The organism is Bradyrhizobium sp. 22, assembly GCF_000482425.1.
Taxonomy (GTDB): domain Bacteria; phylum Pseudomonadota; class Alphaproteobacteria; order Rhizobiales; family Xanthobacteraceae; genus Bradyrhizobium; species Bradyrhizobium japonicum_B.
The window spans coordinates 1-15,447 of sequence record NZ_KI519399.1; the positions used below are offsets into that span (position 1 = coordinate 1).

Sequence of the window (15,447 nt, forward strand, 5' to 3'; positions counted from 1 at the left end):
GCCTGCTCGGAGACGCCGGCGACCTGGCTCGACAGGCTCTGGGTGGTCTCGGCGGTGCGGGTCAGGGTGGAGGCCGCCGATTCCAGCTGCACGGCCGAGGCCGAGACGTTGGAGACGATGGCGCCGACCGCGCTCTCGAAATCGTCGGCGAAGCGGATCAGCTCGGCGCGGCGGCTTGCGGCCTGCTCCCGGTTCTGGACCTCGCTGGCGGCGGCGTCGCGCTCGGCCTTGGCAATGGCTTGAACCTTGAACTCCTCGACCGCACCGGCCATCTCGCCGATCTCGTCCTTGCGGCCGAGGCCCGGCAGCACGACGTCGAAATTGCCCGAGGCGAGCTCCCGCATCGCCTTGCACATCGCGATCATCGGACGCGAGATGCCGTTGCCGAGCATCAGGGCGAGCACGGCTCCGACGGCGAGACCGCCGAGCGCCAACATCATCATCAGCCACTCGGTATCCACGATCGTCGCATTGGCGCTCGCTTCGATGCGCTGCTGATCCGCAGTCAGCTCCGACCGCAGCTCGTCCGAGAGCTTGAGGATGGTCGCCGCCGTCTTGGTCATCTCGCCGTTCAGCTTGACGATGACCTTCACGTTCTCGGTCAGCTTTCCGAACGAGGCGCGGTACTGCTTCAGGAGATCGCCGATCTCCTTGACGCGATCGGTGATCTTCTGGTCGTTCGCGTAGATGGAGACCAGCAGCGTCTCGAGAAACTTTATGCGGGCGATCACGCCGTCGGCCGTCTTCGGCTCCGGCTTGGCCACGAAGGCACTGACCGAAGTGGAGACCGCCAGATATTGCGAGGTGATGTCCTTGGCCGTGCTCTGGACCGAGTTCAGGCCGGCCAGTGCCGCGGTATCAGCGAGATCGTCGAACTTGAACCGGATCTTGTTGCCGACACTGTTGAGCTCGTCGGCCGCGATCTTGTTGTTCTCGCGCGTCAGCGTAATGATCTCGCCGAAGACTTTCGTGAAGCTCTGGAACTCGGCCTCGAGCTTGCCGACCTGCTCGCGGCGCGCGGCGCCGGTTGTGGCGGCGGCCGACTTTGCGATGGCGCCCTTCAGTTTTTCTTCGGCGGCCTTGGCTGCGGTCTCGTCGTCCGCCGCCCCCGTCAGGGTGTAGGCCCGTGCCAATCCTTGATAGGCGATCAGTTCGCGATCGACCGTCCGCGCGAGGTCGGCTTCCGAGACGCTGGTGCGATAGGAGGCCACGGCATCGGCAATCCGCTCGAAGCCGAAATAGGCGAAGGCCATGCTGGCGGCGAGGATGGCCAGCACCGCCACGAAGCCGAGGATGATTTTTGCGCGAAACCGCAGAGTTGGCAGCTTCGATTGGTTCGACTTGGACTTGACCGACATTTCCCCCACCCCATTCCATTCGCGGAAAACCAGGCGCAGCCTGAGAGCAGCCCGCTCTCCGACTCGCCCGCACGGTAATTGGCAAAGGATAAGCTGTGGTAAACTTGTGGCACCGCAACTGGCGGTTAGATGCCGTAAGGCAATTGTTAAGGCGTGCTTTCCGGCGCCATGACAATTGAGGACCGCGCCGATATCCCGCTGTCGTCCCGGACGTCGCTCAGTGAGATCAGGAGGGTGGGTTAGGCGAAGCCGTAACCCACCACTCAACTCTCGACGCGCGATTCGAGGCGGTGGATTGTGCTTCGCTAATCCACCCTACGCGTTCCTTTCGCAGCCTCTACGCCGCCCTGATATTCCCCATGAAGCGATCGAGCTCGGCGCGCAGGCGCGTGCTTTCGGACGACAGCGTCTTGGCCGAGTGCAGCACCTCCTCCGAGGCCGAGCCGGTCTCGGCCGCGCCGCGGTTGACCTGGCCGATATCGGTGGCCGCGGTCTGGGTGCCCTGCGCCACGGTCTGGACGCTGCGCGCGATCTCCTGCGTCGCCGCGCCCTGCTGCTCGACCGCGCTGGCGATCGACGTCGAGATTGACGATATCTGGCCGATGGTTGCTCCGATCTCTTTGATCGCGGCAACCGATTCGGCGGTGGCGCCCTGCATGCCCGCGATGTGCGAGGAGATCTCGTCCGTCGCCTTCGCGGTCTGGCTCGCCAGCGATTTCACCTCGCTGGCGACCACGGCAAAGCCGCGCCCGGCTTCGCCGGCGCGCGCCGCCTCGATGGTGGCATTGAGCGCAAGAAGGTTGGTCTGCTCGGCGATCGCCGTGATCAGCTTGACCACTTCGCCGATCTGCTGGGCCGCATGCGAGAGCTTTCCGATGCGCCCGTCGGTTTCCTTGGCCTGGACCACGGCGGCCTCGGCGATGCGGCTGGAATCGCGGACCTGGCGGCCGATCTCCTCGACCGAGGCGGACAGCTCCTCGGTCGCGGTGGCGACCGACTGCATGTTGGAGGAGGCCTGCTCGGAGACGCCGGCGACCTGGCTCGACAGGCTCTGGGTGGTCTCGGCGGTGCGGGTCAGGGTGGAGGCCGCCGATTCCAGCTGCACGGCGGAGGCCGAGACGTTGGAAACGATGGCGCCGACCGCGCTCTCGAAATCGTCGGCGAAGCGGATCAGCTCGGCGCGGCGGCTCGCGGCCTGCTCCCGGTTCTGGATCTCGCTGGCAGCGGCGTCGCGCTCGGCCTTGGCAATGGCTTGAACCTTGAACTCCTCGACCGCGCCGGCCATCTCGCCGATCTCGTCCTTGCGGCCGAGGCCCGGCAGCACGACGTCGAAATTGCCCGAGGCGAGTTCCCGCATCGCCTTGCACATCGCGATCATCGGACGCGAGATGCCGGTACCGAGCACGAAGGCGAGAAGCGCGCCGAGCAGTGTGCCGCCAACGGCAAGGACCAGAACCAGCCGCTCGGTCCGCCCGATGGTCGCTTCCGACTCCGTGTCGAGCCGTTGCTGTTCGGCGACGAGGTCTGCCTTCATGGCGGTGGCGCCTTGCAGGATCGCACCGGCCGAGCCGCTCATCTCGGTGACGAGCTCGTCGACCAGCTTGGCTTTCGCGATCAGCTTTTCCAGCGCGTCGCGATAGGCGGCGAGAAGCGCCTTGGCTTCCTTCAGGCCGGCGACGACCTTTTCGTCCATGGAATAGACCGCGCCGAGCGAGTTCTCGACGAATTTCAGCCGCGCCATCGCACTCGCCCCGACGGCCTGATCCGAATTGAGGATGAAGTTGCTCGCAGCTGCACTCGCGGTCTGGAATTGGGCGTTGACCTGCTTGGTGCCGAATTCGATCGCCTGCGCCTCGGAGTCGGAGGCGTTGTTGCCGATGTCGTCGAGCTTGTATTTCAGCAGGTTGGCGTTGCGCTGAAGCTGATTCTGGACCAGGAGCGCGCTGTCGCGCTTGGCCTGCAGGATCTTGGCGAAGGTCGCCGAGAAGTTGGAGAATTCCTTCGCGAGCTTGTTGAGGCTCTCCAGCCGCGCGGGGTTCTTGGCATTCTTGATGGCCTGATCGATCGCATTCTTCAGGCTGGCCTCGGCCTCCAACGCCGCCTTGGCGTCGTCCTCCTTGCCGGTCACCACGAAATAACGCGCGGCCGAACGATAGCCGAGCAGCTCGCGATCGATATTGCGGGCGAGATCGGCCTCCGAGACGCTGCTGCGGTAGGATCCTACGCCTTCAGAAACCCGTTCGAAGCCGAAATAAGCGAAGCCGAGGCTGACCGCGGAGATGGCGAGCACGACCGCAAAGCCCAGGATGATCTTGGCGCGGAACCTGAGCGTGGGAAATAGCGTGCGCTTTGACGGCGAATTGATACGCCCGGACATTCCCACCCCCAGATCGGTTCTTGCAAAGTGCAGCACGGCCGGGAGCAGCCCCGCCCGACCTGGGATGAAAATTAGGGCAGATTCGTCAAGGGGCGGTAAATTCCCGCCTGAATGCCACAGGGAATACACGTTCCGCGGATTCGGCCGCAATGTTGCGACCAGACGAAAAAGGCCATACTCTTTGGGCACTTGTCAGGCACTCGGCATCAGACCGGGCAGGTCCTTGAGGGAGAAACGGAGTGGGGCAAACCGACTTTCGGTTTGGCGGTGCGTCCGGCGTTGCCGTCGCGAAGTCGAAGGCCGCGGGCGTCGCGCAAGCCGTTGCCGACCTCGCCGCTCAGCTCCCATCCGAGGAGCTGGCGCTCATCCTGCTCTTCGTCTCTCCGTGCTACGATCCGCACCAATTCATCGCGGAGATCAGCCGGCAATTCGACGGGACCCAGGTCTGCGGTTGCACCACTGCCGGCGAGCTGGCGCCCGACGGCTGGGACGAGAACAGCGTCGTTGCTCTCGCCTTCAGCCGCGCCGACTTCTCCGCCGTGGTGCGGCCGATTCTCAATCTCGACGGTTTCCGCGTCGAGGACGGCCGCAGGATCGGCACCGAGCTCCGGCAGGAATTGCTGCGGGAATCGTCCCAGGGCGAACGCGGAAATCCGTTCGGCCTGGTTCTGATCGACGGCCTGTGCCGCCGCGAAGAAGCCGTGATGTCCGCGATCTATGCCTCGCTCGACGACATTCCCATCGTCGGGGGATCTGCGGGCGACGGCATGCGGTTCGAACGCACCTGGGTGTTTTTCGACGGCAAGGCCTACACCAATGCCGCCCTGCTGATCCTGTTGAGCACGTCGCTGCCGTTCCGGGTCTTCAAGTGTGACAATTTCGAACCGCGGCCCCAGAAGATGGTGGTCACCGAGGCCGACACCGAGAAGCGAACCGTCAGGGAGCTGAACGCCGAGCCCGCGGCCGAGGAATATTCCCGCGTCGTCGGGATCATGGACGAAAAGCTCGACCCGTTCTCGTTCGCCTCGCACCCCGTTCTGGTCCGGGTCGGCGGCTCCTATTACGCCCGCTCGATCCAGCGCGTCGAACCGGATGGCTCGCTGCACTTCTTCTGCGCCATCGACGAAGGCATGGTGCTGACGGCCGCGACGTCGCGCAGTCTGGTCGGCACGACGCGCGAGGCCTTCGCGGAGACGCGCGACCAGATCGGCGAGGTCTCGCTCTACATCGGTTTCGAATGCCTGCTGCGCCGGCTCGACGCCGAGCAGCACCAGCTCGCCCGCGACATGTCCGAGCTCTACCGCCAGAATCGCGTCGTCGGCTTTCATACCTACGGCGAGCAGTTCGGCTCGATGCACGTGAACCAGACCTTCACCGGCGTCGCCATCGGCAGGCGTCCCGCGTGACCGGGCCGTGGCAGGACCCCGATGCGGTCGAGCAGCTGCAGCGGGAAACCGCGAAGCTGAAGAAGATCAATGCCGCGCTGATGTCCCGCGTCGAGCGCTCGATGGACCAGCAGCTCAACGCCTTCTCGCTGTTCGAGACCGCCATCGCGCTCGACCGCCAGGTCCGGGACCGGACCTACCAATTGCGCGAGGCGCTGCATTCGATCGAACGAGCCAATGAGGGTCTGTATCGCGCCAAGCAGCAGGCCGAGGCCGCCAGCTCACTCAAATCGTCCGTCCTGATCTCGGTCACCCACGATCTGCTGCAGCCGCTGAACGCCGCGCGCCTGACGCTGTCGGCGCTGGCCGAGATGATGGAGGCGCAGGAGGCGGGCCTGCTGATCGACCAGGTCGACCGCTCGCTGGTGACGCTGGAGGATTTGTTGCGCTCGTTGCTGGAGATCGCCAAGCTCGACGCCGGCGCGCTCAGACCCGACGTGCGTCCGCTGGCGCTGGCGCCGCTTTTCGAGCAGCTTCGCAACGAATTCGCGCCGCTCGCTGCGCGGCAAGGCCTGTCCTTGCGCATCCGCAGCGCGCCGGTCGCGGTGTCGTCGGACGCGATGATGCTCCGGCGCGTCCTGCAAAATCTGCTCGCCAATGCCATCCGCTACACCCGCAGCGGCGGCGTCGTAATGGGGTGCAGGCGCCGGGGCGACCGCATCTGCGTCCAGGTCTCCGACACCGGGCCGGGAATCGCGCAGACACAACAGGAGGCCATCTTTCGCGAATTCCAGCGCGGCGAAGCCAGCGCGACCGACCAGGCCGGGTTCGGGCTCGGTCTCTCCATCGTTCGCCGCTTCGCAACCGTGCTCGGACACGAGGTGCGGCTGTCGTCGCAGGTCGGCAAGGGATCGACGTTCGTCCTCGAGCTCGAGCCGGCCGATCTCGCCGAGGTCAGCGACGAGGTGCACGAGCCCAAGCTTAGCGAACGTCAGTATGGCGGGCTCGAAGGTGCCAAGATTTTGCTGGTCGAGAACGACCCATCCGGCTCCGAGGCCATGGCCGCCCTGCTGGAAGGGTGGGGCTGCGACGTCGCGACCACGCCGTCGGCTGCGGACGCGCTGCTGCGCCTCAGCGAGCTGGGCGGAGCGCCCGACGCGGTCATCGCCGATCTTCATCTCGATCACGGCGAGAGCGGATTGTCGGCGATCGCCGACATCCGAGAACACCTCAAGCTCGACGTGCCCGCGATGATCATCACCGCCGATTATTCCGAGAAGGCCGCGAAGCAAGCGAGCCTCTCCGGGCTCGAAGTCTTGAAGAAGCCGGTCAAGCCTGCCGAGATGCGCGCGCTGTTATCGTTCCTGCTGAGCTAGCGCGGCACGGACGCGCTCACTCAAATATCGCAAAACAACCCCATGCACAGTAGCGGTAATAGATTACATGTCGCCAATGGCATGACTTGCTTGTCGATTCACCGAGGCAGCGGCACCGATCTGCGACACAGGACCGGTGAACTCCGCCTCACTGCTGATCCGACTGTGCGCGATCGTGCTTGGCCCGGGCCCCGTCGCTCGCCAGGGTCGCGAAATCGATTCGGGACATCTCGACGATCGCCTTGGTGCGACTCACGACGTTCAGCTTGCGCAGGATGTCCGAGACATGGACCTTCACGGTGGTCTCGGAAATCTTCAGCTCATAGGCGATCTGCTTGTTCTGAAGGCCGCGCTTGAGCATTTCCAGGACCCGCAATTGCTGCGGCGTCAGATCGTGCAGCCGCTTCAGCAGATCATGGGCGGGACTTGGCGCCCGCTGCGGTCGCATTGCACGATAGGCATCCGGAAGACAGACGAGACCCTGCAAAGCCTCGCCGATCGACTGGGCCAGTTCCTGCTTGGAACAGGATTTGAAGATGTAACCGGCGACGCCCAGCGACAGCGCGCCGGAGATGATTCTGGGATCCTGATGTCCCGACACGATGACGACGGGGACCTTCGGGAAGGCCTTGCGGATGCGAACGATGCCTGAGAGGCCGGTCGTGCCCGGCATCGAAAGATCGAGCAGCAGGAGATCGAGCTCGGCGCCCGCGGACAGCTGCTCGAGCGCACCGTCGACCGACATCGCCTGCAGGATCTCGGCCCCGGGCGCCACCATTTGCAGCGCGCCTTCGAGCGCCTCGCGGAACAACGGATGGTCTTCGACAATGAGAAATCGGGTCACGCGTCAGCCATCCCCAAAACGTTGCCGGATGTCGGGCTTGACCCGAGGATGTCCCGGCCGGCGCGCGCCGGCTTGATCGAGGTCAACAACGGCAAGGCCGATCCAAGGCCGATCATTGCGGCCTGCCGCGGTCGGCCCGCGCATAGGGCCGGTTCCTGGGGTCGGGCAGGTCCATCTTGCCGATCTCGATGATCGCCTTGTTGCGGCTGAACAGGCCGAGCTTGCGCAGGATCTCGGTGATGTGCGCCTTGACCGTGGATTCGGCGAGCTGCAGCTCCTGGGCGATCTGCCGGTTCGGGTAGCCGCGGCGCAGCAGGTCCAGAACCCGGATCTGCTGCGGCGTGAGCTCGCGGAGCTTGACCTCGAGGGCCCTGCTGGTCTCGGCCTTGCGCCGCTGCGGCGTCGCCACGAAATCCCGTGGCACCGACACCGACCCTGAGAGCACGCCCTCGATCGAGGCGGCCAGCTCGCGCTTCGACGTCGACTTCGGCAGGTAGCCGGCCGCGCCAAGCGCCAGCGCCTCGCGGACCACGTGCTGGTCCTCCTCGCTCGATACGATGGCGACCGGCAGGCGCGGATAGGTCTCGCGCAAGCGGAGGAAACCGGAGAAGCCGGTCGCATCCGGCAGCGACAGATCGAGCAGCGCAAGGTCGATCCCCTGCTCGGCCGACAGGATGTCCAGCGCATCCCCGATCGACATCGCCTCCAGGATGCGGGCCTCCGGCAAGGCCAGCCGCACGGCGTTGCCCAGAGCTTCGCGAAACAGCGGATGATCGTCGATGATCAGGAAGCTGGCCATGGCGCCTTCCAAAGGATCCGCCGCACCCGGCGGCAGCAGCGCACCCACCCGTGCCGGTCCGGCGCCGGACAGATGCAGCATGGATGCTACCACATCTTGCCGGCCCCGTCCGTTCAGTCGTTCGATTCGACCTGGACCGTCAGCAGGAAGGAATAGATGCTGTCGAACTGGTTGTCGGTGAAGACCTCCTTCCACGCCGGCATGCCCTTGGCCGGTCGTCCGTCATGCACGGTCTTCAGGAAGGTGTCGCGCATGTCGTCGCCGTAGCGGTGACGCAACAGCCGCAGGTCGATCTTCCGCTCGCTCTGGATGGCGTCGGGGCCGTGGCAATGCGCGCAGGTTCCATTGAAGATCTCCTTGCCTGCACGCGCAGTCTCCGCGTTCGGCGCCGCTGCATCGCCCTTGGTCTCGGTCGCCACCACATTTGCGACCTGCCCTACGGCCGCGCCGGGCCCCGCTCCGGTCGTGGTTCCCGCCGGCACGGCCCCGGCCGTACCGAAGCGGACGACGGGCTGTCCGGCCGGCAGACCGTATTTCACCGCGAGAGCTGCGATCGTCGTCTGAAGTGTCGGCAGGATCGCGTCGACGCGATCGCGGAGCTCGGTCGATCCCTTCGCGAAGCCGATGGCGGCATCCCATGACAGGCCTTCGCCTTCGGTGAGCCGGATCTGATAGCGATCGTTGTAGGCGGTCATGTTCAACCAGCCGGCGACGGGCCCCCAGATGAAGGCGACGTCCGCCCTGCCCTGGTCGAGCGCCTGCATGGCTTCCTCGGGTGACAGCACGGTCACCTTCCGGATGTCGTCACGCGTCGCGAGCAGATTTTGCGGCGTGCTGGCGTACTGGACGGCGACGCGCTTGCCTCTGAGGTCGTCCACGCCGCCGATCGCCTGACCTTTCGCGGCGACCAGCGCATAGCCTTCCTTGGCGATCGTGCCTGAGAAGATCACGGCCGGACCCATGAAATCCTCGGAGCGCGGCAGGCCGATCATGGCGTCGCATTGCCTGCCCAGCAGCGTGACCCGCACGGTCCGCTTGCCGAAATAGGATTTGTACCAATCGTACGTGATCGGTTGACCGAGCGCCTGCGCCAGCGCCTGGCCGATCTCGACATAGAAGCCCGGCTGCGATGGATTATCGCTCGAGAACGGCAGATTGGTCGGATCGGCGCACAGGCGGAATGGCTTCGTCTCGTCGGCATGAACGGCCGGGACCGATGCAATCGTCGCGGAGATTGCGACCCATGCGAGCCGTCCCGCAATGCTGTGATGTCGGCGCTTGCCGTTTCCTGGATTGATCGGACGCATCCTCGTCTCCGGCGGTTGGAAATGGGTGGATCAGGCGTTGCGGCATGGGGTCTGAGCCAAGGTCAGGCCTGTGCCGTCTCGCCGCGCGATGTCGAGAAAGCGCGCGCGTATCCCGTCTCCTTCAGGATACGCGCGCGAGTCGTCACTGGACGGAGAACACGAAGAGCGAACCGCCCTCGGGAGCTGCGGCCGTCATCTTCTTTCCAATATCGCCCAGGAACGCAGGTATCGAGGCCGTACGACCGACGACGATGGCGACATATTGCTTGCCGCCGACCTCATAGGTCACCGGCCCCGCGCCAATGCCGGAGCCGAGATTTCTGCTCCAGAGCACCTTGCCGCTCTTCGCATCGATGGCGCGGAAGTCGCCGTGAAGGTTGCCGGCGAACACGAGGCCGCCGCCCGTGGTCAGCGTGCCGCCGTTGAACGGCAGGTCTTCCTTGATCGACCAGACCTTCTTCTGCGCCACCGGATCCCAGGCCACGAGCTCGCCGAGGAAGCCGCCGGGACCTTCCTTGGTGGGGAATTCGGCGCCGAGATAGAACACGCCGCGCTTGTAGGAGACGTCGGAGACCGACCAGTCCATGCAGACATTGTTCGAGGGAATGTAAACGAGCCCGGTCTGCGGATTGAAGGACATCGGCTGCCAGTTCTTGCCGCCGATCAGGTTCGGGCAGATGTCCTTGGCGGGATGGCCCGGCCCCGGACGCTTGTCCGGGTCTTCCACCGCGCGCATGGTGTTGACGTCCCACTTCGTCGCCCAGTTGGAGAAGACGTATTTCTCCGCCGAGAGCACCTTGCCGGTCTCGCGGTTGGCGACGAAGAAGTAGCCGTTGCGATCCGCCTTCATCAGCGCCGGAACGGTGTTGCCGCCGATCTTCAGGTCCGCGAGCACGGCCTCGTTGACGCCGTCATAGTCCCAGGCGTCGGCCGGCGTGGTCTGGATGTGCCACTTGATCTTGCCGGTGTTGGGATCGAGCGCGAGCGTCGAAGCGGTGTAGAGGTTGGTCAGCTTGCCGAAATTGCCGTCGCCGGTCGAACGGACGCCGGTGTTCCACGGACCGGGATTGCTGGTGCCCCAATAGACTGTGTCGGTCGTGGGATCGTAGGAGCCGACCAGCCAGGCCGCACCGCCGCCATGCTGGGCGGAATCGCCCTTCCAGGTGTCGCCGCCGGGCTCGTCCGGACTCGGGACCGTGAAGGTCTGCCACAATTGCTTGCCGGTGTTGATGTCGAAGGCCTGGAGCGAGCCGCGCACGCCGTATTCGCCGCCGCCGAAGCCGGTGATGACCTTGTCGCGCACGACCAGCGGAGGCGAGGTGATGACCGAGCCCTGCTTGTAGTCGACGACCTTGGTGGTCCACAGCGACTTGCCGGTGGCGGCATCGAGCGCCGTCAGCTTGCCGTCGAGACGGCCGACGAAGATCTTGCCGTCCGCATAGGAGACGCCGCGATTGTTCACGTCGCAGCAGGCATATTGCAGCACGTCCTCGGGAATCTCGGGCTCCCAGGTCCATTTGCGCTGCCCCGTCGCGGCATCGAGCGCATAGACGTATTTCGGGCCCCAGGAGCTCGAGACGTACAGCGTGTTGCCGATGACGATCGGCGAGGATTCGTTCGAGCGCAGCGACGCCAGCGAGAACGAATAAGCGAGCGTCAGCTTGCCGGCGTTCTCGGCGTTGATCTGCTTGAGCGGGCTGTAGCGCGTATTGGCGTAGTCGTGGCCGGCAACGGCCCACTGGCTTGACTCGGATTGCGCCTTGATCACCGAGTCGTTGGCGCGAACGCCTGAGTTCACGGCGGCCAGCACCGCAATCATCGAGATGCCAGCCAAGAATCCCTTCGCTAATCCCTTCGTTCCAAAGGTCATGTATTCCCTCCACGATGTTGTTGTGCACGCCACGTTGGACGCCGGAGCGCATTGCGCTCGCGATGCGCAGTTAGTCTGCGAACCATCGTTGGAAATTACAGCATCGGCTTCTCGCGCTTAGTATAGGCGGAAGGTAGTAGTGAAAATCATTGGCGGCTTTCGCCGCTCATCTCGTTGTCCCGCCTCGCGTCTTGCCCTTGTTTTGCAGCTCGAAACGCGCAATCGAATTCAGGCGGCATCGCGCCGCGATCGCGCATCGGTCACGATGACGGCGCTACCAATGCGGCGAAGTTGTCGAAGAAGCTCGCGGCAAGTTTTCGCGACGTCGATTCGATCAACCGCGCGCCGAGCTGCGCGAGCTTGCCGCCGATCTGCGCCTCGGCTTCGTAATGCAGGATGGTGACGTCCGGCGTCTCTTCGGCGAGCCTGACCTTCGCGCCGCCCTTGGCGAAGCCGGCGACGCCGCCGGCGCCCTCGCCGACGATGCGGTAGCCGTGGGGCGCATCGATATCGGTCAGCGTGACCTTGCCGCTGAACGTCGCCTTCACCGGGCCGACCTTCAGCACCACGATGGCCGTCATCTCCGTGGGCGACGTCATCTCGAGCGATTGGCAGCCGGGAATGCAGCGTCTCAGAATCTCGGGATCGTTGAGCGCGGCCCAGACCTTCGCTTTCGACGCCGGGATGCGCTGGCTGTCGTTCATCTGCATCGTTCCACCCTCCATTGTGCTTGGCCAGCGCGGATAGGGCGGCAGAAGCCGTCGAACAATCGCCAGGAAGGAGGAGGCGAGCGGACGCCGTGCGAGCGGCGGGGCCGCAATGTCCGTCGCCTCAAAATATCAACAGCAAAATCAATTACTTAGAATTCCGACGCCTACTACCAAGATCGCGATTACAAAGCTGCACGCACGTGCTCCTATTCACGCCAAGGAACAAGACATCGAGGGAGAACGACGTGCGACAGGGCTGAACTCGCGCGCGAGCGGCGGCGATACGCGGCATCGACGCTGCGATATTGCCGAGGAGGCGATGCCAAACTTTCCAGACCTGCCTTGCGGCCGCGCCACGTGTTGGCGACGGCTTGAAGCGTCATGACCGAATCGCGCGGCGCAAGGATGACCACTCCGTGACGCCGGATCATCAAAATGCCAGTTGCAAAGTTCCGTTGCGCTGTTTCTAATTAGAACCAATCAAAATCACTTTGGGAGGACTTCAAGTGTCTACAGTCAAACTGACGGTGAACGGCAAGGCCGTTGCCGTCGATGTCGAGGACCGCACGCTGCTGGTCCAGCTTCTGCGCGATCACCTCAACCTCACCGGGACCCATGTCGGCTGCGACACCAGCCAGTGCGGAGCCTGCGTGGTCCATATGGATGGCAAGGCGGTGAAATCCTGCACCATGCTGGCGGGCCAGGCCGACGGCGCCACCATCACCACCATCGAGGGCATCGCCAAGGGCGACGAGCTGCACCCGATGCAGGCCGCCTTCCGCGACAATCACGGCCTGCAATGCGGCTATTGCACGCCGGGCATGATCATGTCGGCGATCGACATCGTGCATCGCCATGGGGGTCAGCTCGACGAGGCCACCGTCCGCAGCGAGCTGGAAGGCAATATCTGCCGCTGTACCGGCTACCACAACATCGTCAAGGCCGTGCTGGATGCAGCCGGGCGCATGAAGGTCTCGCAGGCGGCCGAGTAAAGCGGCGCGCCTCGAAAGAAGAATCACCGCCTGCTGCTTTCGAAACAAAGCGCAGCCATAAAAATTCCGGTCGGGAGGACCAGACATGGGTGTTGAAGGTATCGGCGCGCGCGTCGTGCGCAAGGAAGACAAGCGTTTCATCACCGGCAAGGGCCGCTACGTCGACGACATCAAGCTGACGGGCATGACCCATGCCCATTTCATCCGCAGCCCGCACGCCCACGCCAAGGTGAAGAAGATCGATTCGTCCGCCGCGCTGAAGATGCCGGGCGTGGTCGCGGTGCTCACGGGCCGAGAGATCGTCGACGACAAGGTCGGCAATTTGATCTGCGGCTGGGCCATCACCTCCAAGGACGGCAGCCCGATGAAGATGGGCGCATGGCCGGCGATGGCGCCGGAGACGGTGCGCTTCGTCGGACAGGCCGTCGCGGTCGTGATCGCCGAAAGCAAGAATCTGGCGCGCGATGCTGCGGAAGCGGTCGTCGTCGATTATGAAGAGCTTCCCGCGGTCGCCGACGTCCAGGCCGCGATCAAATCAGGCGCGCCGCAGCTTCATCCCGAAGCGCCCGGCAACCAGGTCTATGACTGGGTGATCGGCGACGAGGGCGCCACCGATGCGGCCTTCGCCAAGGCCGCCAATGTGGTCAAGCTCGACGTCACCAACAACCGCCTCGCCCCCAATGCCATGGAGCCGCGGGCGGCGATCGCCGATTACGACGCGGCGGAAGAGCATTTCACGCTCTACACGACCTCGCAGAACCCGCACGTCGCCCGCCTCGTGCTGTCGGCGTTCTACAACATCGCGCCCGAGCACAAGCTGCGCGTGATCGCCCCCGATGTCGGCGGCGGCTTCGGTTCCAAGATCTTCATCTATCCCGAAGAGATGGTAGCGCTGTGGGCCTCGAAGAAAGTCGGCCGTCCCGTGAAATGGACCGGCGACCGCACCGAGGCCTTCCTCACCGACGCGCATGGCCGCGACCATGTGACCCATGCCGAGATGGCGTTCGACGCCCAGAATAAGATTCTGGGCTTCAAGGTGAAGACCTACGCCAATTTCGGCGCCTACATGTCGCTGTTCTCGTCCTCGGTGCCGACCTATCTCTACGCGACGCTGCTGTCGGGCCAGTACAACATCCCGGCGATCCATGCCGAGGTGATCGGGGTCTACACCAATACCACGCCGGTCGACGCCTATCGTGGCGCAGGCCGTCCCGAAGCGAGCTATCTGGTCGAACGTCTGATGGAAACGGCGGCCCGGCAGCTCAAGGTCGATCCGGCCGAGCTGCGGCGGACCAACTTCATCACCCAATTCCCGCACCAGACGCCCGTGATCATGGCGTACGACACCGGCGACTTCAACGCGTCGCTCGATGCTGCGATGAAGGCGATCGATTATGCCGGCTTCCCCGCCCGCAAGGCCAAGGCGAAAGCCGACGGCAAGCTGCGCGGCATCGGCGTGTCCTGCTATATCGAGGCCTGCGGCATCGCGCCGTCGAAGGCGGTCGGCAGCCTGGGCGCCGGCGTCGGCCTGTGGGAATCGGCCGAGGTGCGGGTCAATCCGGTCGGCACCATCGAGATCCTGACGGGGTCGCACAGCCACGGCCAGGGTCACGAGACCACGTTCTGCCAGCTCGTCGCGGAGCGCCTCGGCGTTCCCATCAGCCAGGTCTCGATCGTCCATGGCGACACCGACAAGGTGCAGTTCGGCATGGGCACCTACGGCTCGCGCTCGGCCGCCGTCGGCCTTACCGCGATCCTGAAGGCGATGGAGAAGATGGAATCGAAGGCCAAGAAGATTGCGGCCCATGCGCTGGAAGCTTCCGAGGCCGACATCGTCATCGAGAACGGCGAGTTCAAGGTAACAGGCACCGACAAGGCGATCGCCCTGCCGATGGTCGCGCTCGCGGCCTACACCGCGCACAATCTTCCCGAGGGGATGGAGCCGGGCCTGAAGGAGAGCGCCTTCTACGACCCGACCAACTTCACCTTCCCGGCCGGCACCTATATCTGCGAGCTCGAGGTCGATCCCGGCACCGGCAAGACCTCCTTCGTCAACTTCGTCGCGGCCGACGATTTCGGCCGGCTGATCAACCCGATGATCGTGGAGGGCCAGGTCCATGGCGGCCTTGTTCAAGGCATCGGGCAGGCCCTGCTCGAGCATGCGATCTACGATGCCAACGGCCAGCCGGTCACGGCCTCGTTCATGGACTACGCCATGCCGCGCGCCGACGACGTGCCGTCGTTCAACCTCTCCCACACCACGACGCTGTGCCCGGGCAATCCCTTGGGCATCAAGGGTTGCGGTGAGGCCGGCGCGATCGGGGCGTCAGCGGCCGTGATCAACGCGATCACGGATGCGATCGGCAAGAACAATCTGGAAATGCCCGCGACCCCTGACCGGGTCTGGCGCACCATCCACGCGGCTTGAG

Annotated in this window: 11 protein-coding genes; 4 read left to right on the plus strand and 7 right to left on the minus strand. The window is 64.6% G+C overall.

Annotated elements, in window-relative coordinates:
* Together K410_RS0101295 and K410_RS0101300 are read right to left on the minus strand one after the other, a co-directional pair.
* The coding region (locus tag K410_RS0101295; protein ID WP_028133155.1) for a HAMP domain-containing protein at positions 1–1,358 on the minus strand (1,358 nt) is incomplete at its 3' end.
* Between the two features lie 337 nt (positions 1,359–1,695).
* Positions 1,696–3,735, minus strand: a complete 2,040-nt coding sequence (locus tag K410_RS0101300) for a methyl-accepting chemotaxis protein (RefSeq protein ID WP_028133156.1) — start codon at positions 3,733–3,735, stop codon at positions 1,696–1,698.
* Between the two features lie 239 nt (positions 3,736–3,974).
* Here K410_RS0101300 and K410_RS0101305 point away from each other — a divergent pair, with 239 nt between their 5' ends.
* Positions 3,975–5,141 carry an FIST N-terminal domain-containing protein gene (locus K410_RS0101305; protein WP_028133157.1) on the plus strand — a complete coding sequence of 389 codons (1,167 nt, stop codon included), beginning with the start codon at positions 3,975–3,977 and terminating at the stop codon, positions 5,139–5,141.
* The gene (locus K410_RS0101310) at positions 5,138–6,496 is read left to right on the plus strand and encodes a hybrid sensor histidine kinase/response regulator (RefSeq protein WP_028133158.1); all 1,359 of its coding nucleotides are present in this window, start codon (positions 5,138–5,140) and stop codon (positions 6,494–6,496) included. The genes K410_RS0101305 and K410_RS0101310 overlap by 4 nt, the downstream gene beginning before the upstream one ends.
* Positions 6,497–6,644: 148 nt before the next feature.
* Here K410_RS0101310 and K410_RS0101315 read toward each other — a convergent pair whose 3' ends face one another.
* The 5 genes from K410_RS0101315 to K410_RS0101335 all read right to left on the minus strand — a co-directional run bounded on the left by K410_RS0101315 (position 6,645) and on the right by K410_RS0101335 (position 12,026).
* Positions 6,645–7,340: a response regulator gene (locus K410_RS0101315; RefSeq protein ID WP_028133159.1), complete on the minus strand. Its 696-nt coding sequence runs from the start codon at positions 7,338–7,340 to the stop codon at positions 6,645–6,647.
* A gap of 112 nt (positions 7,341–7,452) precedes the next feature.
* Complete coding sequence (locus tag K410_RS0101320; protein WP_028133160.1) at positions 7,453–8,139, minus strand: response regulator; 687 nt, start codon at positions 8,137–8,139, stop codon at positions 7,453–7,455.
* Positions 8,140–8,252: 113 nt separating this feature from the next.
* Complete coding sequence (locus K410_RS0101325; protein ID WP_028133161.1) at positions 8,253–9,446, minus strand: c-type cytochrome; 1,194 nt, start codon at positions 9,444–9,446, stop codon at positions 8,253–8,255.
* A 142-nt stretch (positions 9,447–9,588) separates the two neighbouring features.
* Positions 9,589–11,316, minus strand: coding sequence for a PQQ-dependent methanol/ethanol family dehydrogenase (locus K410_RS0101330; protein ID WP_063831402.1), 1,728 nt, complete (start codon positions 11,314–11,316; stop codon positions 9,589–9,591).
* A 260-nt stretch (positions 11,317–11,576) separates the two neighbouring features.
* Positions 11,577–12,026, minus strand: a complete 450-nt coding sequence (locus K410_RS0101335) for an SRPBCC family protein (RefSeq protein WP_028133163.1) — start codon at positions 12,024–12,026, stop codon at positions 11,577–11,579.
* Positions 12,027–12,532: 506 nt separating this feature from the next.
* On the opposite strand from K410_RS0101335, the gene K410_RS0101340 reads away from it, so the two are divergent.
* Together K410_RS0101340 and K410_RS0101345 are read left to right on the plus strand one after the other, a co-directional pair.
* Positions 12,533–13,018, plus strand: a complete 486-nt coding sequence (locus tag K410_RS0101340) for a (2Fe-2S)-binding protein (protein WP_028133164.1) — start codon at positions 12,533–12,535, stop codon at positions 13,016–13,018.
* Positions 13,019–13,103: 85 nt separating this feature from the next.
* Positions 13,104–15,446 (plus strand): xanthine dehydrogenase family protein molybdopterin-binding subunit, encoded by a 2,343-nt coding sequence (locus K410_RS0101345; RefSeq protein ID WP_028133165.1) that lies wholly within the window; start codon positions 13,104–13,106, stop codon positions 15,444–15,446.
* Position 15,447: the final 1 nt, after the last annotated feature.

Bases quoted from the DNA above. Each gene is read 5' to 3' on its own strand.
- K410_RS0101325 (WP_028133161.1), bottom strand. From the start codon at position 9,446: ATGCGTCCGATCAATCCAGGAAACGGCAAGCGCCGACATCACAGCATT.
- K410_RS0101320 (WP_028133160.1), bottom strand. From the start codon at position 8,139: ATGGCCAGCTTCCTGATCATCGACGATCATCCGCTGTTTCGCGAAGCT.
- K410_RS0101345 (WP_028133165.1), top strand. From the start codon at position 13,104: ATGGGTGTTGAAGGTATCGGCGCGCGCGTCGTGCGCAAGGAAGACAAG.
- K410_RS0101300 (WP_028133156.1), bottom strand. From the start codon at position 3,735: ATGTCCGGGCGTATCAATTCGCCGTCAAAGCGCACGCTATTTCCCACG.
- K410_RS0101330 (WP_063831402.1), bottom strand. From the start codon at position 11,316: ATGACCTTTGGAACGAAGGGATTAGCGAAGGGATTCTTGGCTGGCATC.
- K410_RS0101335 (WP_028133163.1), bottom strand. From the start codon at position 12,026: ATGCAGATGAACGACAGCCAGCGCATCCCGGCGTCGAAAGCGAAGGTC.